This is a genomic window from Micrococcus sp. HMSC067E09 (genome assembly GCF_001812555.1).
In the GTDB taxonomy this organism is placed as follows: domain Bacteria; phylum Actinomycetota; class Actinomycetes; order Actinomycetales; family Micrococcaceae; genus Micrococcus; species Micrococcus lylae.
This window is the reverse complement of record NZ_KV809439.1, coordinates 1-22,438: the sequence shown is the minus strand read 5'-3', so window position 1 is coordinate 22,438 and position 22,438 is coordinate 1. Positions and strand designations below refer to the sequence as shown.

Here is a 22,438-nt window from a genome sequence, read left to right as displayed (position 1 = left end):
CCGCCCTCCGTACGGAGGGCGGGCGGCCGTTCGTCTGGGGTGAGGCAGGTCCACCCCAGTGAGGCGGGTCAGCCGCGGCGGGGCGGGTCAGCCCCAGCAGTGGGCCGAGGGCAGCCACGGGAAGGTGCCCCACTCGCTGTAGAGCTCCACCGCGGCGGCGTCCTGGACGTGCTCCGGGGCGGCGTCCGCGGAGGCATAGCCGACGCCGGCGTCCGTGGACTGCCACACCATGTCCAGGAACTGGTAGGCGCCCGAGGCCGAGGAGGTCGGGTTGTGCGCGGTGTAGTCGCCGCCGGACTCGCACTGCTTGATCTCCTCCAGCACCGGGATGCCGGTGTCCGCGGCCTGGGCCGGGCCGGCGAAGCCCACCAGGGCGGCCGCGGCGGCGGCCGACGCGGCGGTCAGGGCGGCCGGGCGGCGCAGGCGGGACAGGGCGCCGGTGCGGGAGTCGGTCTTCTGGTGCGGGATCGTCACGGTCTGAAGGCTCCTTCTGATCGGTTCCAGTTCGGGTGGTCGTCGGGCTCGACGACGAAGCCCACCACGGTGCCGCCCGCGGTTGAGCAGGGACTGTCCCGGCACTCCACCGGCGGTCTGAGTCCCCTGGGCACACGCTGGATCCGGTGACGTGTGCCACCACACCGCCGGTGTGATTCGATGGCAGGCATGACCGAGACCACACAGCAGCCCTCCGGCGCCGCCGACGCCCCCTCCGACCGTCCCGTCCCGCCCGTCGCCGCCACGAAGCCGGTGACCCGCACCCACCACGGGGACACGTTCACCGACGACTTCGAGTGGATGCGTCAGAAGACCTCGCAGGAGGTCCTGGACCACCTGAACGCGGAGAACGCCTACACGGAGGCCGTCACCGCGGACCAGGAGGCGCTGCGCGAGGCGATCTACGCCGAGATCAAGGCGCACACCGTGGAGACCGACCAGTCCGTGCCGGTCCGCCGCGACGGCTGGTGGTACTTCGCCCGCACCGAGGAGGGCAAGCAGTACGCGGTGCAGTGCCGTGTGCCCGCCCAGGACACCGGGGACCGGCTGGCGGACTGGACGCCGCCGGCCATCGAGCCCGGGGTCCGGCTGGACGGCGAACAGGTCCTGCTGGACGGCAACGCCGAGGCCGAGGGCAAGCCGTTCTTCTCCCTGGGCGGGATGCACGTCTCCCCGGACGGCACCCTCCTGGCCTACGCCGTGGACAACGCCGGCGACGAGCGCTTCACCCTGCGCATCCGCGACCTGCGCACCGGCCAGGAGCTGGACGACGTGGTGGAGGACATCGCCTACGACGTCCGCTTCGACCGCACCGGCACCCGCGTCTTCTACACCCAGTGGGACGCCTCCTGGCGGCCGTACCGCGTCATGGTGCACACCCTCGGGACCGATCCGGCAGACGACGTCATGCTCTTCGAGGAGGGCGACCCGGGCATGTGGACCGGGTTCGAGGGCGTGGCGGACCGGACGCAGCTGCTGATCGGCGTCGGCAACTCCGAGGTCTCCGAGACCTGGGTGGTGGACCTGCCCGCCGAGGAGGGCGTTCAGGTGCCGGCTCCGCGCCTGCTCATCCCGCGCACCGAGGCCATGCTCGCCTCCGTGGAGCCGTTCGACCTGGACGGCCGCCGCCACCTGCTGATCGTGCACAACCGGGACGCCGACGGCGCCGCCGCCCCCAACGGGGTCCTGTCCCTGGTCGCCGAGGACGAGGTGGCCGACCGCACCGCATGGAGGGCCGTGCTGCCGCACCGGGCCGAGGTGAAGGTCGACGGCGTCATGGTCACCTCCACCCACATCGCCGTCTCCGCCCGCCGCGAGACCACCCCGCGCGTGCTGATCGGCGCCCTGGCCGACCTGGCCCCGATCGCCGCCGCCGAGGCGGGCGAGGCGGAGGCGAGGGGCGAGGCGGAGGCGGGTGCCGTCGTCGGGATGGCGTTCACCGAGCCGGAGTTCGACGAGGAGCTCTACGCCTGCCACCTGACCTGGGCATCCTGGGAGTCCCCGTTCCTGCGCCTGGCCTACACCTCCTGGATCACCCCGGCCCGTGTGCTGGACGTGGAGGCCGAGACCGGCGAGGTGCACCTGCGCCGCGAGGTCGAGGTCCCCGGGCATGACCCTGAGGACTACGTGGTGGAGCGCCAGTGGGCGACCTCCTCCGAGCCCGGCCCGGACGGCCAGCCGGTGCAGATCCCGCTCTCGGTGATCCGTCGGAAGGACCTGGTCCAGGACGGGACGAACCCGTGCCTGGTCTACGGCTACGGTTCCTACGAGATGTCCATGGACCCGGTGCTCGGCGTGGCCCGGCTGTCCCTGCTGGACCGCGGCGTCGTCTACGTGGTGGCGCACGTGCGCGGCGGCGGCGAGCTCGGCCGCGGCTGGTACGAGGACGGCAAGAAGCTGGCCAAGGCGAAGTCGTTCACGGACTTCGTGGACGCCACCCGGCACATGGTGGACTCCGGCTGGGTGGACCCGGCGCGCATCGCCTGCCACGGCGGCTCGGCCGGCGGCCTGCTCATGGGCGCCGTGGTCAACCTGGCTCCGGAGCTGTACCGCGCCTGCCTGGCCGTGGTGCCGTTCGTGGACGCCCTGACCTCCATCCTTGACCCGGACCTGCCGCTGTCCGCCCTGGAGTGGGAGGAGTGGGGCAACCCGATCGAGGACCAGACCGTCTACGAGTACATGAAGGCCTACACGCCGTATCAGAACGTGCGCGAGGTGGACTACCCGGCGATCGCCGCGGTCACCAGCCTCAACGACACCCGCGTGCTCTACGTGGAGCCGGCCAAGTGGGTGGCGCAGCTGCGCCGCACCGTGACGAACGACCAGTCGACGCCGCTGGCCGAGGGCGGCTCCCCGATCCTGCTGCGCACCGAGATGGACGGCGGCCACGGCGGCGCCTCCGGCCGCTACCAGGGCTGGAAGGACACCGCGTGGGAGTACGCGTTCGTGCTCACCGGCCTCGGCGCGACGGAGCGCATCGACGGCTGAGACGCGGCGTTTTCGCTAGCGACATGGGAGGGACCGGGACGCTTTCGTTCGGGAAAACGTTGGGTTCCGGCGCGCTTTCGTTCGGGAAAGCGTCGGGTTCCCGCTCGTGAAGCACGACGCCGGCCGCGCACCCTGGGTGCGCGGCCGGCGGCCTGTCGGGCGGGGGCGGGTGATGCGGGGTGGGCGGTTCCCACTTTGCTAGCGAAAGCGCCTGGGGCGGGCCGGGGTAAGCGGGGCTGCCGGTCAGCGCGGGAGGAGGGCTCGGACGCGGTCGGCGGGCCAGGCGTCGAGGACCTCGTCGAGGGCGGCCAGCCGCTCGGCCAGGTGCGCGTCCCAGTCCTCCGGCGGCACCCAGCGCTCATGGGGGTGCGGGACCTTCGCCGTTCGGCGGTAGTCGTTGATGCCGCGGACGCCGGCGGTGTAGACCGCGTGCTGCTCGTCCCGGTCGGCCGGTCCTCCCGGCAGCTCGGGCAACTGCAGCAGCAGGGCGGTGAGCAGACCCGTGCGGTCGCGCCCGGCGGAGCAGTGCAGCACCGCTCCCCCGGCCTCCATCGCCGCGAGCGTCCGGGCCAGCGCCGCCCCGATGCGGTCCGGGTAGCGCTCCAGCAGGTCCGGGTAGTGCGCCGGATGGTTCGGATACGGGTCGAAGCGGGCGCGGAACCCGGCGTCGTCGGCGTCCTCGATCGCGTGGTTCTCCCAGGTCACTCCCGCCGGGACGCCGGCGTGGGCCGGGTCGTGCTCGTACCGCTTCACCTCCTGCGGCATCCGCAGGTCGACCACCGCGGACACCCCCTCCGCGGCCAGCTCCGCCCAGCCGGCATCCGTCAGCCATTCGGCGCGTCCCATGCGGAACAGGCCCGGGCGGATGTGCCAGGCGTTGACGGCGCCGTCCCAGCGGACGGGGATGGGAGAGGTCGGCATGCCCACCACCGTATCCGGCGGGCCGGGAACCGCGGCCCGGGGAGTGCCGGAGACGAAGGAGAGGGGCGGGCCGGAGGAGCGGGGCGGGCCGTAGGCGAGGGGCCGTCGTCGGGCCGGAGGAGCGCGGCGGGCGAGGAGGCCTCGCCCGCCGACTCGACGTTCTCCCGAACGAAAGCACCCCGGAACTCGACGGTTTCCCGAACGAAAGCGCCGGGGCCTTCCGGCTCAGGCCTGCCGCTCCCGGGACGGCATCCGCCCCGGCACGAGCAGCCAGGCCAGCACGGCGGCCAGCAGCGGGGCGCCGAACAGGAGTACGGCCAGCTGTGGCCACGGCATCCAGGCGAACCCGTCGGTCAGCCAGGTGCCCATCGAGACCGCCGGCAGGACACCCACCACGAGTCCGAGCACCGCACCCAGCGCAGCGGCCACACCGGCCTGCGCGGCCGCCTGCCTCCGCCGGGTGCCCGGCGCGGCGCCCACGGCGTCCATGACCTGGCCGTCGCGGCGGGAGTCGGACAGCGCCAGGCCCGTGGTGATGCCGGAGACGGTCACCAGGACCAGGCCGGCGATCAGGGCGATGGTCCAGAGCACCTGCTCCGCGTCGAGGCCGGGGGCCGGCTGCGAGGTACCGGAGAGGTAGAGTCCCTCGTCGCCGAGGACGGTGTTGAACCGGTCCCACTGTGCCTGGGTAAGGTCCTCGGCAAAACTGACGGACAGGCCCCACTGGCCGACCTGCCGGCCCAGCTGCGGCAGCAGGTGCTGCGGCACCACGGCGCGCCAGCCGGTGGCCGACTCCGCCGGGGCCGCGTAGGCCTTCGGATGGATGCTGTCCTCCGGCTCCCAGAGGGCGGTGCCGGTCGGGGCGTTCTCCACCATGCCGAAGGCGGTGTCGGCGCCGGACTGCGGGTAGTCGCCCTGGTAGGCGCCGGCGGCGGGGTCCCAGGACCACGCCTGATCGGCCGTTTCGTCCACCACGCCGGCGGCCTTCGCCACGTCCTCGGTGTAGACGCCCAGGTCCACGGTGCCGTCCGCGGAGACGTACTCCGGGTCGTAGACCACCACCTTGCCCTCGGTCAGCGCGGCGCGGGCGCCGGCGTCCGGGATCAGTGCGGCCGGCATGGTCTCTGGTCGGTCCGGGTCCACCACCAGCACGGTCTGGTCCGGGTCGGTCGCGGGGCTGTACCCCTGCGCGCCGGCGTCGAACGGGTCGGTCCCCCAGGCGCAGGCGCGGGACTGCTGCAGGTCGGCGGCGGCGGTGCGCCCGTACAGCTCGTCGGTGCGCTCGACCACGTGCTCCTGGGTGGGGATCGGCATGTGGCACTGCGAGGAGGCCGGGTAGGTCAGAGCCAGGGCCCGGCAGTCCTTGGAGCCCGCCACCGCACAGGTCGGGGCGAGGCCGAGCACGTCGTCCACGGCGGTCACCTCCGGCAGCTCGGCCGTGACGGCGGCCCGGCGGACCAGCTCGCGCGCCTTCTCCGGTCCGCCCCGGTAGCCGATCCACTCGTCCTGGAACTCCGGGTTCTCCTCCTTCATCCGGGCGATCTCGGCCTCCTGGGCCTGCGGGTCCGGGACGGGGAGCAGGACCGTGTCCTCCGGCAGGGCGGCCTCGGCCCCGGCGAAGGGCTTCATGGTCACGGCCAGCATGGTCAGCGCCAGGACAGCGATCGCCGCCGCGGCGCCCATCGCCGCGGTGACCGGCACGGTGCGGCCGCGGTTGCGGTCCGCGTCCCGGGCGGCCAGGCGCACGCTCAGCGGCAGGCGTCCGGCGGCCCGGCCGAGCAGGTGCACGGCCATGGGGATGAGCATCAGGACGCCGGCCAGCAGCACCGCCACGGACACCATGAGCACGATCCCGTACACGGGGAAGAACACCTGCCCCTCCGGCAGGGTGCGCAGGGACCGCAGCCACACGGTGGCCACCGCGGTCGCCGCCACGGCCACCGCCACGAGCACCAGGGCGTAGACCGCCCGGGCCCTCGACGGGGGCGGCGGGGCGGCGGTCGAGGTCCGCACGGCAGCCCAGGCGTTCTGCCGGGCGATGGCGCGGGCCGGGATCCAGGCGGCCAGCAGCGCGCTGAGCACGCCGATCGCCATGGCGGCCAGCACCAGCGGCCAGGGCACCCCGGCCGGGGGCAGCACCACGCCGCGGGCCGCGGCGGACGCCATCAGCCCCAGCCCGACGCCCACGCCGAGCAGCCCGCCGCCGACCGCGCCGGCCAGCCCGCAAAGCAGGCCCTGCCAGCGCAGGGTGGCGGCCACGGTGTCGGCTTCGGCGCCCACCACGGCCAGCAGGGCGCCCACCCGGCGGCTGCGCCGGGCGCCCACGGCGAACGCCGCACCGGCGAGCAGGCCGGTCTCCAGCAGCGCCAGGGCGCCGACGAACAGCAGCGGCACCATGAGCAGGTCCGCGGCGGCGTCCCAGGTGCCGCGGGGGAACACCTGGTCCACCAACTGCGCGCCGGGATTGTCCGGCTGGTGCAGCAGGGGCAGGAACTGGGCGCGGTCGCCGGCGCGGGCGAAGGCGAGCACGTCCAGGTAGTCGTCCGGGACGGGACCGCGCAGGTAGTCGGTCACCGTCACCTGCCCCGCAAGCTCCTGTCCGAGGGCCGAGTCGGCGGAGACCAGCAGGGCCGCCTGGCCCTGGCCGAACGAGTCCTCCAGCCACGGCAGGGGCAGCACCTCTTCCCAGCGCCAGGTGTCCACGGCGCGGTCCACCACGGTGCCGGCCACGGTGACGTCCAGGTCCCGGCTCTGCCCGCCGAGGGTGCCGGCCTTCACGGTCAGCCGGTCCCCCTCGGCCACGAGGCGTCCGAGCTCGCGGTTGACGAGCACGCCGTCGGCCAGGGAGCCGGAGCGCACGTCGAAGCGCGAGTCCGCGCCGAACAGGGCGGTGTCGGCCGGGTCCACCACGTGGGCCGCCACGGACTCGCGGCGGTCGCCGACGGCGATCTCCACGGTGGCGGTCTCCACCCGGTGGACGCTCACCCCGGCGGGCAGCTGAGCCCTCCGCCCGGCCGACTCCCTCCAGAGCTCCCTGGCCCAGTCCACGGCCTCCGGGGGGACCCCGGGGGTGGCGAAGAGGACCCAGGCGTCCACGTCCGAGTACTGCCCCTGGGGGTCCGGGAAGTACATGGCGGCGTCCTCGGCGCTGACGTTGCCGAAGTCCTCGGGCCGCCCGGCGACGTCCGCCACGATGCCGCGCTCGATCACCCCGTCGAAGCCGGCGTAGCGCCGCTCGACCTCCCAGGAGCTGCCGGCCTGCGTGCTCAGCTGGAGCGTGCCGGCCAGGGCCACGCCGAACACGGGCAGCCCGATCAGCAGCACCACCAGCAGCATCCGCCAGGGCTGCGCCTTCGCGTCCCGCAGCGCGATCCTGCGGGCCACGCGACGGGAGCCGGCGAAGTCTCCGTCCCGCTTCCCGACCACGTCACGCACCTCGAGCGCGCCCGTCGCCGGGTCCTGGGGCCGGGCGCCGCCCGGCCGGGGTGCCGGGGCCGGGCCCCGCTGCGGGCTCACCGGGCACCGCCGGAGGGCGAGGTGCCGTCGTCGTGGATCTGCGCTGTGCCGGCGGAGGCGAGGAGGGAGTCGACCGAGTCCACGGAGGACTCGTCCACGATCCGGCCGTCCCGGAGGAAGACCACGCGGTCGGCCCAGCCTGCGTGGCGGGCCTCGTGGGTGACGAGGACGACGCCAGCGCCGTCGTCGGCGAGGTCGCGCAGCACGCCCATGACCTCCTCGCCGGTGACGGAGTCGAGGGCGCCGGTGGGCTCGTCGGCGAGGACGAGGGAGCGGGAGCCGACGATCGCGCGGGCGATGGCCACCCGCTGCTGCTGGCCGCCGGAGAGCTGGTCCATGAAGCGGCCGGCGAGCTCGCCGATGCCGACCTTCTCCAGCGCCTCGAGGGCCTGGGTGCGGGCCGCGGCGGGGCGGGCACCGTCCAGCTCGAGCGGGAGGGCGACGTTCTCGGCGGCGGTGAGCGTGGGGACGAGGTTGAAGTCCTGGAACACGTAGCCGACCACACGGCGGCGCAGGCGGGCGCGCTGGGCCAGGGACAGGCGGGACACCGGGGTGCCGGAGACGAAGACCTCGCCGGCGGCGGGCTGGTCCAGGCCGCCGGCCACGGCCAGCAGCGAGGACTTGCCGGAGCCGGAGGGGCCCATGACGGCCACGAACTCGCCGGAATGGACGCCGAGGGTGACCTGGCGGAGGGCGGCCACGGCGGTGGGGCCGGTGCCGTAGACCATGTCCACGCAGTCCAGCTCGAGGACCTGGCGAGGACCGGAGGCGTTCCGCTCGGAGGCGGTGGTGAGGCCGGTGACCAGCGACGCGTCGTCGCGGCGGGCGCTCATCGGAGGTCCCCGTCGGTGCGGGAGGCGGAGATGTCGGCGGAGGAGGTGCCGCGGGCGGAGCCCGGCACGCCGGTCGGGGCGGCGCCGCCGCGGGCTGTGGAGAACGCGTCGGCCACGACGCCCCGGACGGCGTCCGGGCCTGCCGCGCGGCGCTCGGCGCGCTCCCGGGCCCGCCGGGAGCGGTTGCGGGAGGCGCGGACCACGGCGGCCTCGCAGTGGTCCAGCCAGCGGGCCTCGGCCTCGGCGGTGAAGATCAGGGACTCCAGGACGAGCAGCCCGGCGAGGTCGGCGCCGGCGGCGTCCGCGGGGACGGCACGCTTGGCGCGGGTGTACTCCTGCAGGTTGCGCAGGGTGGCGGTGCGCTGGGCCTGGATGACCTCGCGGACGTCCACGCCCTCGGTGGTCACGGCGACGGCGAGCTTGATGGCCAGCTCGTTGCGCGGCGGCGTGGTGGGGGCCAGCGGGGTGCGGAACCAGGTGGTGACTTCGGCGCGGCCGGCGTCGGTGAGGGCGTAGATGCGGTGGCCCTCGCCGTCGTCGCCGCGGTCCTCGACCAGGCCGTCCCGGGTGAGGCGGTCCAAGGTGGTGTAGACCTGCCCGATGTTCAGGAGCCAGGTGCCGCCGGTGGTCTCCTCGAAGTCCGCGCGCAGCTGATAGCCGTACTGCGGCCCGTGGGTGAGCAGGGCGAGAAGGGAGTGCTTGACGGACATGCGGTCCTCCGGATCGAGCGAGGGGATTCCGAGTATGCATACCCGGTATGAGCAAGTGTGCATACCCGGAATCCCAGCGTCAATCCCCCGGCCGGATCCGTTTTCGCTCGCGAAGCGGGAGGCGGGCGCCTCCCGCTTCGCGAACGAAAACGCCGGGGCCTTCGCCAGAGAAATCGCCCGGGGCCGTGGTCAGCGAAGACGCCCGGAGCCCGCCGCTCACTAGACTCGGCACCATGACCGAGCAGAACGCCGCCCGTTACCCCGTCCCCGAGAAGGTCTCCGACATCTTCGACCCGCAGCGCTGGCGCGTGGTCGAGGGCTTCGACTTCCAGGACATGACGTACCACCGCCAGGTGGAACGGGACGCCGAGGGCAACTGGGTCCGGGACCTGCCCACGGTCCGCATCGCGTTCGACCGCCCGGAGGTCCGCAACGCCTTCCGCCCGGGCACCGTGGACGAGCTGTACCGCGCCATTGACCACGCCCGCATGACCCCGGACGTGGGCACCATCCTGCTCACCGGCAACGGCCCCTCCCCCAAGGACGGCGGCCACGCCTTCTGCTCCGGCGGGGACCAGCGTATCCGCGGCCGCGACGGCTACCGCTACGCCGAAGGCGACACCGCCGAGACCATCGACCCGGCCCGCGCCGGCCGCCTGCACATCCTCGAGGTCCAGCGCCTGATGCGCACCGCCCCCAAGGCGATCATCGCCGTCGTGAACGGCTGGGCTGCCGGCGGCGGCCACTCGCTGCACGTGGTCTCGGACCTCACGCTCGCCTCGCGCCAGCACGGCAAGTTCAAGCAGACCGACGCGACGGTCGGCTCCTTCGACGCCGGCTACGGCTCGGCCCTGCTCGCCCGCCAGGTGGGCCAGAAGCGCGCCCGGGAGATCTTCTTCACCGCCCGCGAGTACTCGGCCGAGGAGATGGTGGCCATGGGCGCCGTCAACGAGGCCGTGGACCACGAGCGCCTCGAGGAGGTCGCCCTGGAGTACGCCGCGGACATCAACCGCCAGTCCCCGCAGGCGCTGCGCATGCTGAAGTTCGCGTTCAACCTCCCGGACGACGGCATGAACGGCCAGCAGGTCTTCGCCGGCGAGGCCACGCGCATGGCCTACATGACGGACGAGGCCGTCGAGGGCCGCGACGCCTTCCTGCAGAAGCGCGACCCCGACTGGTCCCCGTACCCGTACTACTTCTGACCGGCCACCACGGCAGGACGGAGACCCGCCCGTGCTCGAACTGCTCAGCGACCAGCCCATTCTCGTCCTCATGGCCACCGTCGCCCTGGGCGCCGCCGTCGGCACCATCCCCCTGGGCAAGATCCGCCTCGGCGCCTCCGGAGCCCTGTTCGTGGGCCTGCTCGTCGGGGCGGTGCTGCCCGACGTCGGCGACCAGCTGGCCCTGTTCCAGAGCTTCGGCCTGGCCCTGTTCGCCTACCTGATCGGTCTCGGCGCCGGCAAGGTGTTCTTCCGGGACCTGCGCCGCAACCTGCCCCTGATGCTGGCCGCCGTCCTCGTGGTGATCGTCACCGCCTTCACGGTGCACCCGCTGGCCGCGCTGGTCGACCTGGACCTGCCGACGGCGATCGGCGTGTGGACGGGGTCGCTCACCGCGACGCCGGCGATGGCGCTGGCGAACCAGCTCACCGGCGAGCAGGCTCCGGCCGTGGGCTACGGGCTGTCCTACCTGGTGGGCGTGGTCGGCACCATCATCGCGATCACCCTGCTCGCCGCCCGCCCGTGGAGCAGCTCCCCGCGCGATCCGGCGCCGGTGACCGACGGCAAGCTGCGCTTCACCGTCGCGACTGCCACCTCCGCCATCGCTCTGCGGGAGATCCCGGGGATCTCCGAGGGGCTGGTGCGCGTGGTGGCGCTGCGCCACGGCGGCGTGGCCCGGATCGCCGGCTCCGCCGCCCGGATCGAGCCCGGGGACCAGGTCGTCCTGGACGGCACGGAGAAGAACATCGAGGAGGCCGTGCAGCCCTTCGGCCGCCTCACCGACGCCGACCCGGCTCAGGTGATGCACCCGCTGCAGACCTCCATGGTCATCGTCACGGCCCGTGCCCTGGCCGATCGCCGCCTGGGCACGCTGTCCCTGCGCGAGCGCTTCGGCACCGACGTCGCCCGGCTGCGGCGCGACGACGTCGAGTCGCTGGCCACCCCGCAGACCGAGCTCAAGGTCGGCGACCGGGTGCTCATCGTGACCACCGCGCCGCGGATGGAGGCGGTGCGCGACTTCTTCGGCAACTCCACGCGGGGGCTCTCCAACCTGGACTGGATCTCCCTGGGCACGGGCATGGCGCTGGGCTACCTGCTGGGCATGGTGACGATCCCGCTTCCGGGCGGGGCCTCCTTCTCCCTCGGCCCGGCGGCAGGGTGCATCCTCGTCGGCCTCGCCCTCGGCGCGATCGGCCGGACGGGACCCACGGTGTGGGAACCGTCCACGGAGATCGCGCTGACGCTGCGGCAGTTCGGCCTCATGCTCTTCCTGGGCGTGGTGGGCCTGGCCGCCGGCCCGGCGTTCATCGAGACGGTGTTCACCCGGGTCGGCGGGCTGGCCATCCTGATGTCCGCCGTGCTCACCGCGCTCACCGCGGCCCTGCTCATCGCCGCGGCGCGGCTGCTGGGGCAGTCCGTGGATCGCACCTATGGGGCGCTGGCGGGCATCACGGGCCAGCCGGCGATCCTGGACTACGCGCTCTCCCGCTCCACCGACGCCCGTGTGACCGAGGGGTACGCCCAGCTGTTCGCCCTGATCATGGTGGTCAAGATCGCCACTGTGCCGTTCATGCTCTGACCGGCCGGCCGGTCCGCCCGGACCGCCGCCGCCCGACCTCTGTCCGCCGTCCGCCTCTGTCAGGAGTCCCGCCATGGCCGTCGCAGCCCACCAACTCGCCGCCGCCCGCGCGGCCCTCGCCGCCGCCCTGGAGGGCACCGGCGACCCGGTGGAGCTGACCGAGGACGGCCGTGTCCTGCCCCGCCCCGAGGCCAAGGACCCCGCCCGCTGCGGCCACCCGGACGCCGCCGCCGTCGTCCGGACCTCCGGCTCCACGGGTGCCCCCAAGCAGATCGTGCTCACCGCCTCGGCCCTGCGCGCCTCGGCCGCCGCCACCGCCTCGCGCCTCGGCGGCAGCGGCCCCGCCACCGCCATCACCCCCGCCGCCGGCACCGCCCCCGGCTCCCCCACCGCCGGCACCGGCCACTGGCTCCTCGCGGTCTCGCTGCACTACGTCGCCGGCCTGGCGGTCCTCTCCCGCGCGATCGACGCCGGCACCGACGTCGTGCCCCTGCCCGCCGGACCCTTCACCGCCACCGCCTTCGCGCAGGCCTCCGCACAGCTGCCGGACGACGGCCGGCCGCGGCTCGTCTCCCTCGTGCCCACCCAGGTCTCCCGCCTGCTCGCCGAGGACGCGGACCCGGCCGGACGGGAAGCGTTGGGCGGCTTCGACCACGTGCTCGTCGGCGGGGCCCGCCTGGCCGCTCCCCTGCGCGCCGCCGCCGAGGCCGCCGGGATCCGGCTCACCGCCACCTACGGCATGGCCGAGACCTGCGGCGGCTGCGTCTACGACGGTCTGCCCCTGCCCGGCGTCGCCCCCGAGATCCTCGACCCGGACGAGAAGGGCGTCGGCCGCGTCCGCCTCGCCGGCCCCATGGTCGCCGCCGGCTACCTGGACGACCCCGCCCGCACCGCCGCCTGCTTCGACCACCCGGACGATTCCTTCCCCGCCCGTTTCCTCACCGAGGACCTCGGCCACCTGATCCACGACGACGGCCCCCGCCTGGCCGTGACCGGCCGCGCAGACGACGTGGTCATCACCGGCGGCGTGAAGGTCTCCGCCGCCGCGGTGCAGGCCGTGCTCGAGGCGGACCCGGACGTCGCGGACGTCTTCGTCGGCGCCGTGGAGGACCCGGAGTGGGGCCAGCGGCTCTGCGCGGCGGTCGTCCCCGTACAGGGGGCCCAGGCCTGGCGCGAGGACACGCAGAGGCGACTGGCCGTCGTCGTGAAGGATGCACTCGGCGGGCCGGCGACGCCCAAGACCTGGCTGGCCCTGGACGCCCTGCCGCTGCTGTCCACGGGGAAGCCGGACCGGCGCGCGCTCACGGCACAGTTCGCCGCCGCATAGGCTCAGCGGCCGTACCTGCTGCCCCGCCCCGCGACCTGACCCGCCCCGACCTCCTCACCGCCGCGGCCCTGCTCGCCAGCGCCTTCGACCAGGCGGCGTCTCGCAGGCGACGATGCAGCGGCCGGTGCACGCAGTCCGCTGAGCGCAACTCCTCCGTAGGCTGGTCCCATGAGCTCCCCCCACCTGCGCGACGCGACCGCCGCCGACCTCGACGCCCTCGCGGCCGTCGCCGCCGAGGCCCTGTCCACGCTGCCGCTGTGGACCGAGCTGATCCCGGACCGGGGCGAGCGCCGGGCCGTCATGGCCGCCCTGTACCGCGGCATGTTCGCCGATGCCCTGGCCCGCGGTGGCCGTGTTCGGCTCGCTGAGGACGAGCACGGCGTGACCGCCGCCGCCCTCTGGTCCTCCCCCGGCAACTGGCGGCCCTCCACCCTCCGCAGTCTCCAGGCGCTGCCCGGCATGGTCCGCGCCCTGGGCCTGCGCGGCACCGTGCGCCTGATGACGGTCAGCGGGCGCGGCTCTGCCGTCGCCGTGAAGTCCCACCCGTCCGAGCCGCACTGGTACCTCGCCGTGGTCGCCACAGCCGACCGGTCCCGCGGCCGGGGCCTCGGCACCCTGCTCCTGGAGGACGGCCTGGCCCACGTGGACGCGCGGGGCATGCCTGCCTACCTGGAGTGCGAGCCGCACCTGGAGGGCTGGTACCGCCGCTTCGGGTTCGGGGTCCGCCAGGTCCTCGAGATCCCGGAGGGCATCGTGGACGGGGCCGTGCTCGATCACCAGCTGGGCATGTGGAGGATCCCCTCCCCCGCCTGACGCCGCCGGGCCCGCCCGCCGTCGACCTGCGTGGGACAATGACCGGAGGCCGACTCGCACCGCGGCCGCCCTGCACGGAACCAGGAGGTCCACCGCACCCATGGCCACGATGTCCCAGTGGGTCGCCGCCGCTCGCCTGCGCACGCTGCCGATGGCAGTGGTGCCGGTTGTCACCGGCTCGGCCGCCGCACACACCCTGGACGGCTTCCACCTCGGCCGCGGGCTGCTGGCGATGGTCGTCGCCCTGGCCCTGCAGGTGGGTGTGAACTACGCCAACGACTACTCGGACGGCATCCGCGGCACCGACGACGACCGCGTCGGCCCCTTCCGCCTCACCGCGTCGAAGCAGGCGGCCGCGAAGGACGTGAAGAACGCGGCGTTCGGCTGCTTCGGCGTGGCCATGCTCGCCGGATTCTTCCTGGTGGCCCTGTCCGGCACCTGGTGGTTCCTGCTGGTCGGCGCCGCCGCCGTGGCCGCCGCCTGGTTCTACACCGGCGGCTCCAAGCCCTACGGCTATCTGGGCCTGGGCGAGGTGTTCGTGTTCGTGTTCTTCGGCCTCGTGGCCGGCCTCGGCACCACCTACACGCAGGCCCTCGAGCTGAACGCGGCCGCCTGGGTCGCCGCCGTCTCCTCCGGCCTGTTCTCCACGGCCCTGCTGATGGCCAACAACATCCGGGACATCCCCACGGACCGCGAGGTCGGCAAGATGACCCTCGCCGCCCGCGTGGGCGACCGACCGGCCCGCTACGGCTACATCGGCATGATGGCCGTGGCCACCCTGCTGCCCCTGGTCCTGCTCGGCGCCTCCGGCTGGTTCGCGCTGACCGTGCTCTCCGCGGCCCTGGCGTGGATCCCGTCCCGCACCGTCCTGAAGGCGGACCACCCGCGCAGGCTCATCCCCGTCCTGAAGGCCACCTCCACGGTCGGGATCTTCTGGGCGATCCTCTTCGTCATCGCCTGCCTCACCGTCTGAGCCGCTCCCCCGGCCAGACGGCCGCAGACAACGACGACGGCCGCCCACCGGCGCAGGTGGGCGGCCGTTCTCGTGGGGTCGGGTCGTCCCGGCCGAGCCGGGCGGAGGCCACGGCGAACGTGCAGACGGAAGGCGCGTGCCGTCGTCGGGAAACAGGGGGTGCCCCTCGACAACTGGTGAGGACTCACCGTCATCAGGGCCCGGAGTCCCGGCTCAGAGGGCGTGTCCTCACCAGTTGACAGCAGGGAACCGGGTGGCTCAGCTGCGGAAACGGCCCTCGGTGTAGGCGTCCTCGGCGTCGGCATCGGCCTGCTCGGTCCTGCCGCGGCGGTTCCGGGACACGCCCCGACGCCAGGCCGCCATGTCCTCGGTCGCACCGTCACGCAGCCGGCGCAGACCCAGGTAGCCGACCGCGAAGGACAGGATCAACGCCACCAGCACGGACAGCACCATGCCGAGGTCCATCGCCATGCAGAGGTACCAGACGCCGACGAACACGACGATGCGGATGAGGCCGTAGAGGAGGAAACGCACCCCGCCATTCTAGGTGTACCCGGCCGGTGAGGCCCGCCTGGGCGGACGACGCCCCGCCCGATTCCTAGAATGGTCCCCATGCCCCGTTTCCTCATCCCCGCGATCATCGTCATCGTGGCCCTGACGCTCTACTGCCTCTTCGAGCTGCTGCTGACGCCGAAGCACCAGGTCCGTTCGATGCCGAAGGCGGTGTGGTTCCTGGTGGTCCTGCTGCTGCCGCTGGTCGGTCCCCTGCTCTGGCTGATCCTGGGCCGGGCCCGCACGGCCTCCGCCGCGCACGCCGAGCCGCGCATGTCCGCCCCGGACGACGACGAGGAGTTCCTGCGCAACCTCCGCGTCCAGCGCCGCCAGGACCAGCGCGAGGCGGACCTGGAACGCCGTGCGAAGCAGCTCAACGAGCGGGAGCGCCGCCTGCGCGAGCGGCCCGGCTCCGAGGGCCGCACGGGCGACGGCGGGGCGGACGACCACCGCGACAGCGGCCGCACGGACGGCGAGGACGGTGCGGGCCGCACAGACGGCGAGGGCCGCCCGGACGGCGAGGACGGCCCGGAGGAGACCGGCACGGACTCCCCGACCGCCCGTTGAGGGCAGGAGCGCCGCCGCCCGCTGAGGGCAGGAGCGCCGCCGCCCGTTGAGGCAGGAGCGCCGCCGGCCGATCGCAGACACACGTGGGGCCCCGGACCGATGCGGTCCGGGGCCCCACGTCCGTGTTCAGGACGTCTCAGCGGTCGTCCCGGCTCACTCCGGGACGCCGGCGTAGGAGTGCAGGCCCGGGAAGTACATGTTCACGATCGTGTAGTTGAACACGATGCAGGCGAAGCCGATGATCGACAGCCAGGCCGAGCGGTTGCCGGTCCAGCCGCGGGTGGCGCGGGCGTGCAGGTAGGCGGCGTAGACCACCCAGATCACGAAGGTCCACACCTCCTTGGTGTCCCAGTTCCAGTAGCGGCCCCAGGCGGCCTCGGCCCAGATGGCGCCGGCGATCAGGGTGAAGGACCACATCACGAAGCCCACGGCGTTGATGCGGTAGGACCAGTTCTCCAGGGCACCGGCGGTCGGCACGAGGCGCAGGAAGGACCAGGTGCCCTTGCCCTGCATCAGGCGGCTCTGGGCGTTGGACTGGACCAGCTGGAGGATGGACATCGCGGCGGTCAGGGTGAACAGCGCGGTGGACAGCACGGCGATGGACACGTGGATCACGAGCCACGGGGACTGCAGCGGCGGCTGCAGGTGGCCGACCGGGGTCGGGAAGCCCATGGTGGCGGCGCACATCATGGCCACCACGAGTCCGGTGACGAAGGTGCCCACGAAGCGCAGGTCCTTGCGGAACAGGAAGATCAGGTAGACGGTCGTGACGAGCAGGGCGCCCGTGGTCATGAACTCGTAGAGGTTGCCCCACGGCACACGGTGGGAGGCCAGGCCGCGGGCCACCACGGCGAAGGCGTGCAGGGCCCAGCCGATGCCGAGCACGGCCACCGCCACGTTGGCGATCGGACGCCGGCCCCGGCCGGTGTAGTCCATGTCCTCGTCCACCAGGTCGGACTCGGCACCGTCCCCGGTGCGGTCCAGCGCAGCGGAGTCGGCCGGATCACGGTCCAGCAGGGCGGTGGAGCCGCCGCCGCGGCCGCCTACGGAGACGGCGGAGCGCTGTGCGTGGCGGGCCAGGTCGCGCTCGGTTGCCAGCTCCTCTTCGAGGCGCTTGATGGTGGTCGAGGCCACCGCCATGTCGACGGCGAACACGATGAACGAGGCCGCGTAGACGAGGGCGGCGATGAGCATGAACAGATCGCTGTACAGGGCGAGCTGCTCGTTGACGGGGGCCGTCGGGTTGAACACGGTCAGACTCCTGATCCAGGGGTGTGGCGAGGCGCAGGGTCACCCTCGCCTTCAGGTCCATTGTCGCTCTCCGGAGCGGTCACCGGCCACATCTTCTCCATGGCCGAGCGCAGCGCGACGTTCTCCGCGCGCAGGCCGGTGGCCTCGCCACGGGCGAGCAGGGCGTACTCCACCCTGGTGCGGCCTGCCTCGTCCGTGTCCGCCCGCACCCAGACGCGGCGGCGACGGACGAACAGGCTCACGGCCAGGCCGATCAGGGCGGTGGCGGCGAAGACGCCCACGCCCCACTTGCCCGGGTCGTAGTGCAGGTCCAGGCCGACGTAGCGGCGGACGCCGTCGAAGCTGATGGAGCCCTTGCCGTCCGGCAGCTCGTAGGTCTGTCCCTCGTCCAGGGTGATGCCGCCGTTCGAGTTCGTGCGGCTGTTGAGCTCGGTGAGGTTCTCCGTGTCCAGGACGTACACGTTCTGCGGGACGCCGGCGTCCAGGCCGAGGTCGCCGTAGTAGGAGTTCAGGATCAGCTGCGGCTTGAGCAGCTCCGGGTCCACCGAGACCGCGACGCCGTCCTCGCCCTCCACGGCGGCGGGGAGGAACAGGCCGACGAAACCGAGCTGGTCCGGTGTGGCGTCGGGGGCCTTGATGACCGCCAGGGAGGTGTACATCTGGTCCTGGACCCGGGTCACCACCGGGCCCTGGAAGGCGATGTCCCCCTCACCGTCGCGGATGGTCACCACGGGGGCATAGCCGTTGCCGACGAGGTACACGCGGACACCGTGCACGTCCAGGGGGCTATTGACCTTGAGGATCTCCTCCGCGGGTTCTGCGCCGGGACCCTCGCGGACCTCCATGCGCGCGGTGTAGTCGATCGGCTGGCCGTAGTGGGTCTCGGACTGGCGCTCGAACACGGCGTCGAAGGACTCGAGCTTGAGGGAGAAGGGCTTCAGCTGGTCTGCGTTGAAGTACGTGCCCGGAGTGAAGGAGTCGTAGGCCACCAGGTTGTTGGCGAAGCCCTCCCCCTCCACGAGGATCTTCTGGCCGGTGTACTTCGTCATGCCGCCGTAGGCCATGAACACGAGCACGCCGATCAGCGAGAAGTGGAAGACGATGTTGCCGATCTCGCGGAGGTAGCCGCGCTCGGCGGAGACGGACGGCCCGCGCTCGTCGGAGTGGTCCGCCACGCGGTACCCGCGCTTCTTCAGCCAGGCCTTGGCCTGCGCCACCGCCTGCTCCGGTGCCGGGCCCTCCTCCTCCAGCACCACGGTGCCGGACTCCGGGAGGCGGGACAGCCGGCGAGGCGTGCGCGGCGGCGGGGACTTCATGACCTTCACGTGCTTGATCGCACGCGGCACCACGCAGCCCACCAGAGACACGAAGAGCAGCAGGTAGATCGCGGAGAACCACACGGACGTGTACACGTCGAAGAACTGCAGGAAGTCCAGGATCGGGCCCCAGAACGGGTTGTCCTCGATCCACTGGTCCACGATCTCCGGGCCGGCCCGGCGCTGCGGCACCAGGGAGCCGGGCACGGCGGCCACGGCGAGCAGGAGCAGCAGCATCAGCGCGGTGCGCATGCTGGTGAGCTGGGTCCAGGCCCAGCGCGCCATCTCCTTCGCGCCGAGCGTCGGCAGCGCCGCCTCGGCCTTCTTCGCTCGGGTGCTCACAGGGGAAGACTCACCTCGTTCTGGAACCAGGTCTGCAGCTGGAGGGTCCACGCGCTCCACAGGCCGGTCACCATGACCAGGCCGAGGACGATCAGCAGGACGCCGCCGAACACCTGCACGGCGCGGCGGTGGCGGCGGAAGAAGGCGAGGGCGCTCATCCCGCGCTCCACGCCGAGGGCGATGAGGATGAACGGCAGGCCCAGGCCCAGGCAGTAGACGAAGGCCAGCAGGGCCCCGCGGCCGGCCGCCCCGTCCGCCCCGGCGGCGGCCATGGCCAGGACCGCGGCGAGGGTCGGGCCGATGCAGGGGGCCCAGCCGAGGCCGAAGGTCATGCCGAGCAGCGGTGCACCCACGAGTCCGGCCGCGGGCTTCAGGTGCAGGCGGCGCTCGGTCTGGAGCCGATCGAACCGGCCGAGGAAGACGATGCCGAGCAGGATCACCGCCACGCCCAGCAGGCGGGTCACCCACTCTCCGTCCCGCTGCAGCCAGAACGCGATCTGCGCGAACATCACGCCGGCCAGCACGAACACCGCGGAGAAGCCGAGCACGAACAGCACGGCGCCGAGCACCAGGCGGCTGCGTCGGCGGTCCTCGAGGCGTTCTCCCCCGAGGCCAGTCACATAGCCGAGGTAGCCGGGCACGAGCGGCAGCACGCACGGGGACAGGAAGGACACGATGCCGGCCAGCAGCGCGATGGGCGCGGCGACCAGCAGCGATCCGTCCAGGACCGCCTCGGCGAAGGGGTTGTTCTGCATCGGCGCTGAGGTCACTGCCCCTGCTCGTCCACCACGGTCTTGAGCAGGGCGCGCAGGGTGCCCTCCTCGACGGCGCCGAGCACACGGGCCGAGACCCGGCCCTCGGCGTCCAGCACGAGGGTGGAGGGCACGGCCTGCGGAGGCACGAAGTCGGAGAGGGCGAGCAGCACGTCCCCGGAAAGGTCCTCCATGGAGGGGTACGGGATCTCGAAGGTGCGCTCGAAGGCCTGGGCCGTGGTGGCGGTGTCCCGGACGTTCACGCCGAGGAACCTCACACCCTCAGGCTCGAACTGCCCGTGGAGGGCGACCAGGTGTGGGGCCTCGATGCGGCACGGCGCGCAGGCGGCGTACCAGAAGTTCAGCACAGCGGGGGCGCCGCGCAGGGACTCGGCGGACACCTCGGTGCCGTCGAAGAGGGCGCCGGAGAACTCCACCGGCTCCGAGCGCTCTGCCTGTGCGTACTCGGCCACGGAGCCGTCTCCGGCGATGTAGTTCTTGCCGTCCGCGTTGCCGGCCTGGCCGGCCAGGACGTCGTCTCCTCCCCCGCACGCCACGAGCAGCGGGGCGGCCGCGCCGAAGCCCAGTCCCGCCAGCAGACGTCGACGGGTCAGACGGGACACGGGCATGGAGGAACCTCCTCGTCACAGGCGCGGAAAACAGCCTCAGGGATTCTGACCAGTCTAGTCTGCCCGCCCATCCTGACCGGAACCTTGAAGACGGACTCCACGACGACGGCCCCGCACCTGCGTCCGTCCCCTCGCCCCGGGCGGGGCGAGGCAGGCGTGAAGGCGAGGGGCCGTCGTCGGGAAGGGGCGCGAAGCGCCTCAGGCGCCGGGCAGGTTGGCGGCCTGGGCAAGCAGGTGCGCATTGGGTTCGTGGTACTCCACGCGCGGCCGCTCGCGGCCGTCCTCGAAGACCAGGGAGGTCACGGAGGTGAGGGTGCACTCGCGCCGGCGCGGGTCGTGCATGAGCGGACGCCCCTCGGTGGCCAGGCGGGTCACCCAGATCGGCAGCTGGTGTGAGACGAGGATGGCCTCGGCGCCCGGGCCCAGGGTGTCCACCGCGACGTCGCGGGAGCGCTGGACGACCTCCACCATGCGCTGCACCTGCTGGATGTACGGCTCGCCCCAGGAGGGGCGTGCGGGGTTGCGCAGCTTCGGCCACAGGCTCGGGGTGGACTTCAGGGTGGCGGCCACGTTGGACATGCCCTCGAAGGCGTTCTCCGCCTCGATCAGGTTCGGCTCGGTCTCCAGCTTCTTGCCGAACGCCGCGGCGATGGGGGCCGCGGTCTGCTTCGCGCGCTGCAGCGGGGAGGCGGCCACGATGGCCGGCTGGCGCTGAATGCGGTTCGCGCGCTCCACGAACCACTCGGCCACACCGTCCGCCATCTGCAGGCCGAGGTCGGACAGGCCGAACCCCGGCAGGCGCCCGTAGAGGACGCGGTCCGGGTTGAAGACTTCACCGTGACGGACGAGATGCACCGTGGCCAGAACGCTCATGTCCCCAGTCTGTCAGAGACGCGGAGAGCCGACAGGCACTAGCGTGGGAGGCCACAGGCCGCGCGACCGCGCAGACCGACCGACGCCGACGGAAGGACACCGCCGTGAGCGAGAACCAGGACCGCCCCACCTACGGACAGGAGTACGGCGGTGCGAACGCAGGCTCCTACGGCTCGGGCGGAGACGGGCAGGAGTACCGCGCCGGCTCCGAGTACGGGCAGAACCCCTACGGCCAGAACCCGTACGGCGGACCGCAGGGGCAGCCCGGCGCTCCCGGACAGCAGCCGCAGCAGTGGCAGCAGCCGCAGCAGCCGCAGCAGGGCGCCTTTCCCCCGCCGCCGGGCGGGCCGGGCTGGAACGGCCCGAGCGGGCAGCAGTGGGGCCCTCAGCAGCCGTGGGGGCAGCCCGGCCAGCCGTGGGGCGGCCCGGTGCAGGAGCCGGTGCGGCCCACGTCCATCACCGTGGCGTTCTGGCTGATCATCGCGGCCGCGGTCGTCATGGTCGGCTCCACGCTCGCCGGCGCCTTCGCGCTCACGACCCCGGAGGGCAAGGCCCTCGTCGAGGACGTCACCCGTCAGCAGGTGGAGGCCTCCGGCCTCACCGGCACCGAGGCCGAGCAGATGATGCAGACGACCATGGACCTGATGCCCGGGTTCATGACCGCCTTCGCCCTGGTGGCGTTGGTGCTGTACCTGCTGGTCGCCTTCAAGATCCGCTCCGGCTCCCGCCCCGCACGCATCGTCGGCACCGTGCTGGCATCGCTCTCCGCGCTGATGATGCTCACCAGCCTGCTCGGCGGCATGCCGGGCCTGGAGATCGTGTGGGTCCTGCTGGGCGTGGCCGGCATCGTGATGGCCTACCGGCCCGACGCCACCGAGTACATGCGTCAGCGGGCCTGGGCGAAGACGATGCGCGTGAAGTGATCAGGCGGCGGTGAGCATCCGCTCCAACCGCACCGGGTCCACGCGCCAGAAGTCGCGCTGGACGCCGTCCACGAACAGCACCGGGATCTCCTCCGCGTGCCGCTCGGCCAGCTCCGGGTGCTCGGCGCCGTCGAGGAGCTCGTAGGCCTCCCCCAGCCGGCCGCAGACCTCCGCGACCGTCTCCACGGCGGCCGCACACAGGTGGCACCCCTCCTTGACCAGCAGCTGGACGCGAGGGCGAATGGCGGAGGCGGGGGCCGCCGTCGTGGTGTCAGAGTCCATGCACACCACCCTACGGGCACCGCGGGCAACGACCGCCGGGGGTTATAGGGCTCTTCACAATCGAGGGTGTAGACGGG

Annotated in this window: 20 protein-coding genes; 8 read left to right on the top strand and 12 right to left on the bottom strand. The window is 73.1% G+C overall.

The window, feature by feature from the left end; translation table 11 throughout:
• Window positions 1–87: 87 nt before the first annotated feature.
• The gene (locus HMPREF2863_RS06585) at window positions 88–474 is read right to left on the bottom strand and encodes a transglycosylase family protein (RefSeq protein WP_067188572.1); all 387 of its coding nucleotides are present in this window, start codon (window positions 472–474) and stop codon (window positions 88–90) included.
• Between the two features lie 189 nt (window positions 475–663).
• Between HMPREF2863_RS06585 and HMPREF2863_RS06580 the strand changes: the two genes are divergently transcribed.
• A complete protein-coding gene (locus tag HMPREF2863_RS06580) occupies window positions 664–2,982 on the top strand; it encodes a S9 family peptidase (RefSeq protein ID WP_070638948.1) in 2,319 nt (772 codons plus the stop codon).
• Window positions 2,983–3,225: 243 nt separating this feature from the next.
• Here HMPREF2863_RS06580 and HMPREF2863_RS06575 read toward each other — a convergent pair whose 3' ends face one another.
• The 4 genes from HMPREF2863_RS06575 to HMPREF2863_RS06560 all read right to left on the bottom strand — a co-directional run bounded on the left by HMPREF2863_RS06575 (window position 3,226) and on the right by HMPREF2863_RS06560 (window position 8,962).
• The gene (locus HMPREF2863_RS06575) at window positions 3,226–3,903 is read right to left on the bottom strand and encodes a tyrosine-protein phosphatase (RefSeq protein WP_141756381.1); all 678 of its coding nucleotides are present in this window, start codon (window positions 3,901–3,903) and stop codon (window positions 3,226–3,228) included.
• Between the two features lie 225 nt (window positions 3,904–4,128).
• Window positions 4,129–7,329 (bottom strand): FtsX-like permease family protein, encoded by a 3,201-nt coding sequence (locus HMPREF2863_RS06570; RefSeq protein WP_141756380.1) that lies wholly within the window; start codon window positions 7,327–7,329, stop codon window positions 4,129–4,131.
• Between the two features lie 86 nt (window positions 7,330–7,415).
• A complete protein-coding gene (locus HMPREF2863_RS06565; RefSeq protein ID WP_070638950.1) occupies window positions 7,416–8,147 on the bottom strand; it encodes an ABC transporter ATP-binding protein in 732 nt (243 codons plus the stop codon).
• A gap of 101 nt (window positions 8,148–8,248) precedes the next feature.
• The gene (locus HMPREF2863_RS06560; protein ID WP_070638943.1) at window positions 8,249–8,962 is read right to left on the bottom strand and encodes a PadR family transcriptional regulator; all 714 of its coding nucleotides are present in this window, start codon (window positions 8,960–8,962) and stop codon (window positions 8,249–8,251) included.
• Between the two features lie 233 nt (window positions 8,963–9,195).
• Between HMPREF2863_RS06560 and HMPREF2863_RS06555 the strand changes: the two genes are divergently transcribed.
• The 5 genes from HMPREF2863_RS06555 (at window position 9,196) to HMPREF2863_RS06535 (ending at window position 14,874) form a co-directional block, all read left to right on the top strand.
• Complete coding sequence (locus HMPREF2863_RS06555; protein ID WP_070638941.1) at window positions 9,196–10,164, top strand: 1,4-dihydroxy-2-naphthoyl-CoA synthase; 969 nt, start codon at window positions 9,196–9,198, stop codon at window positions 10,162–10,164.
• A 31-nt stretch (window positions 10,165–10,195) separates the two neighbouring features.
• A complete protein-coding gene (locus HMPREF2863_RS06550; protein ID WP_070638939.1) occupies window positions 10,196–11,761 on the top strand; it encodes an aspartate:alanine exchanger family transporter in 1,566 nt (521 codons plus the stop codon).
• 73 nt (window positions 11,762–11,834) lie between these two features.
• Entirely contained in the window at window positions 11,835–13,088 is a 1,254-nt protein-coding gene (locus HMPREF2863_RS06545) for an AMP-binding protein (protein ID WP_070638937.1), read from the top strand.
• 168 nt (window positions 13,089–13,256) lie between these two features.
• Window positions 13,257–13,901 carry a GNAT family N-acetyltransferase gene (locus HMPREF2863_RS06540; RefSeq protein ID WP_070638935.1) on the top strand — a complete coding sequence of 215 codons (645 nt, stop codon included), beginning with the start codon at window positions 13,257–13,259 and terminating at the stop codon, window positions 13,899–13,901.
• 100 nt (window positions 13,902–14,001) lie between these two features.
• Window positions 14,002–14,874 (top strand): 1,4-dihydroxy-2-naphthoate polyprenyltransferase, encoded by an 873-nt coding sequence (locus tag HMPREF2863_RS06535; protein ID WP_070638933.1) that lies wholly within the window; start codon window positions 14,002–14,004, stop codon window positions 14,872–14,874.
• Window positions 14,875–15,132: 258 nt separating this feature from the next.
• Here the strand turns inward: HMPREF2863_RS06535 and HMPREF2863_RS06530 are convergent, their stop codons facing one another.
• Window positions 15,133–15,408 (bottom strand): DUF4229 domain-containing protein, encoded by a 276-nt coding sequence (locus HMPREF2863_RS06530; RefSeq protein WP_070638932.1) that lies wholly within the window; start codon window positions 15,406–15,408, stop codon window positions 15,133–15,135.
• A gap of 78 nt (window positions 15,409–15,486) precedes the next feature.
• On the opposite strand from HMPREF2863_RS06530, the gene HMPREF2863_RS06525 reads away from it, so the two are divergent.
• Entirely contained in the window at window positions 15,487–15,993 is a 507-nt protein-coding gene (locus HMPREF2863_RS06525; protein ID WP_070638930.1) for a PLDc N-terminal domain-containing protein, read from the top strand.
• Window positions 15,994–16,146: 153 nt separating this feature from the next.
• Here the strand turns inward: HMPREF2863_RS06525 and ccsB are convergent, their stop codons facing one another.
• The 5 genes from ccsB to HMPREF2863_RS06500 form a co-directional block, all read right to left on the bottom strand.
• On the bottom strand, window positions 16,147–17,244 hold the full coding sequence (gene ccsB / locus HMPREF2863_RS06520) for a c-type cytochrome biogenesis protein CcsB (RefSeq protein ID WP_070638928.1): 1,098 nt from the start codon (window positions 17,242–17,244) through the stop codon (window positions 16,147–16,149).
• A gap of 2 nt (window positions 17,245–17,246) precedes the next feature.
• Window positions 17,247–18,902 carry a cytochrome c biogenesis protein ResB gene (locus HMPREF2863_RS06515; RefSeq protein WP_070638926.1) on the bottom strand — a complete coding sequence of 552 codons (1,656 nt, stop codon included), beginning with the start codon at window positions 18,900–18,902 and terminating at the stop codon, window positions 17,247–17,249.
• Window positions 18,899–19,657, bottom strand: a complete 759-nt coding sequence (locus HMPREF2863_RS06510) for a cytochrome c biogenesis CcdA family protein (RefSeq protein WP_070638924.1) — start codon at window positions 19,655–19,657, stop codon at window positions 18,899–18,901. The genes HMPREF2863_RS06515 and HMPREF2863_RS06510 overlap by 4 nt, the downstream gene beginning before the upstream one ends.
• A gap of 11 nt (window positions 19,658–19,668) precedes the next feature.
• Window positions 19,669–20,283 (bottom strand): TlpA family protein disulfide reductase, encoded by a 615-nt coding sequence (locus HMPREF2863_RS06505; RefSeq protein ID WP_070638922.1) that lies wholly within the window; start codon window positions 20,281–20,283, stop codon window positions 19,669–19,671.
• A gap of 198 nt (window positions 20,284–20,481) precedes the next feature.
• Entirely contained in the window at window positions 20,482–21,156 is a 675-nt protein-coding gene (locus HMPREF2863_RS06500) for a histidine phosphatase family protein (RefSeq protein WP_070638920.1), read from the bottom strand.
• A 104-nt stretch (window positions 21,157–21,260) separates the two neighbouring features.
• Between HMPREF2863_RS06500 and HMPREF2863_RS12175 the strand changes: the two genes are divergently transcribed.
• A complete protein-coding gene (locus HMPREF2863_RS12175) occupies window positions 21,261–22,079 on the top strand; it encodes a hypothetical protein (protein WP_070638918.1) in 819 nt (272 codons plus the stop codon).
• Here the strand turns inward: HMPREF2863_RS12175 and HMPREF2863_RS06490 are convergent, their stop codons facing one another.
• A complete protein-coding gene (locus tag HMPREF2863_RS06490; protein ID WP_070638916.1) occupies window positions 22,080–22,361 on the bottom strand; it encodes a glutaredoxin family protein in 282 nt (93 codons plus the stop codon). It abuts the gene before it with no gap.
• Between the last annotated feature and the right edge of the window lie 77 nt (window positions 22,362–22,438).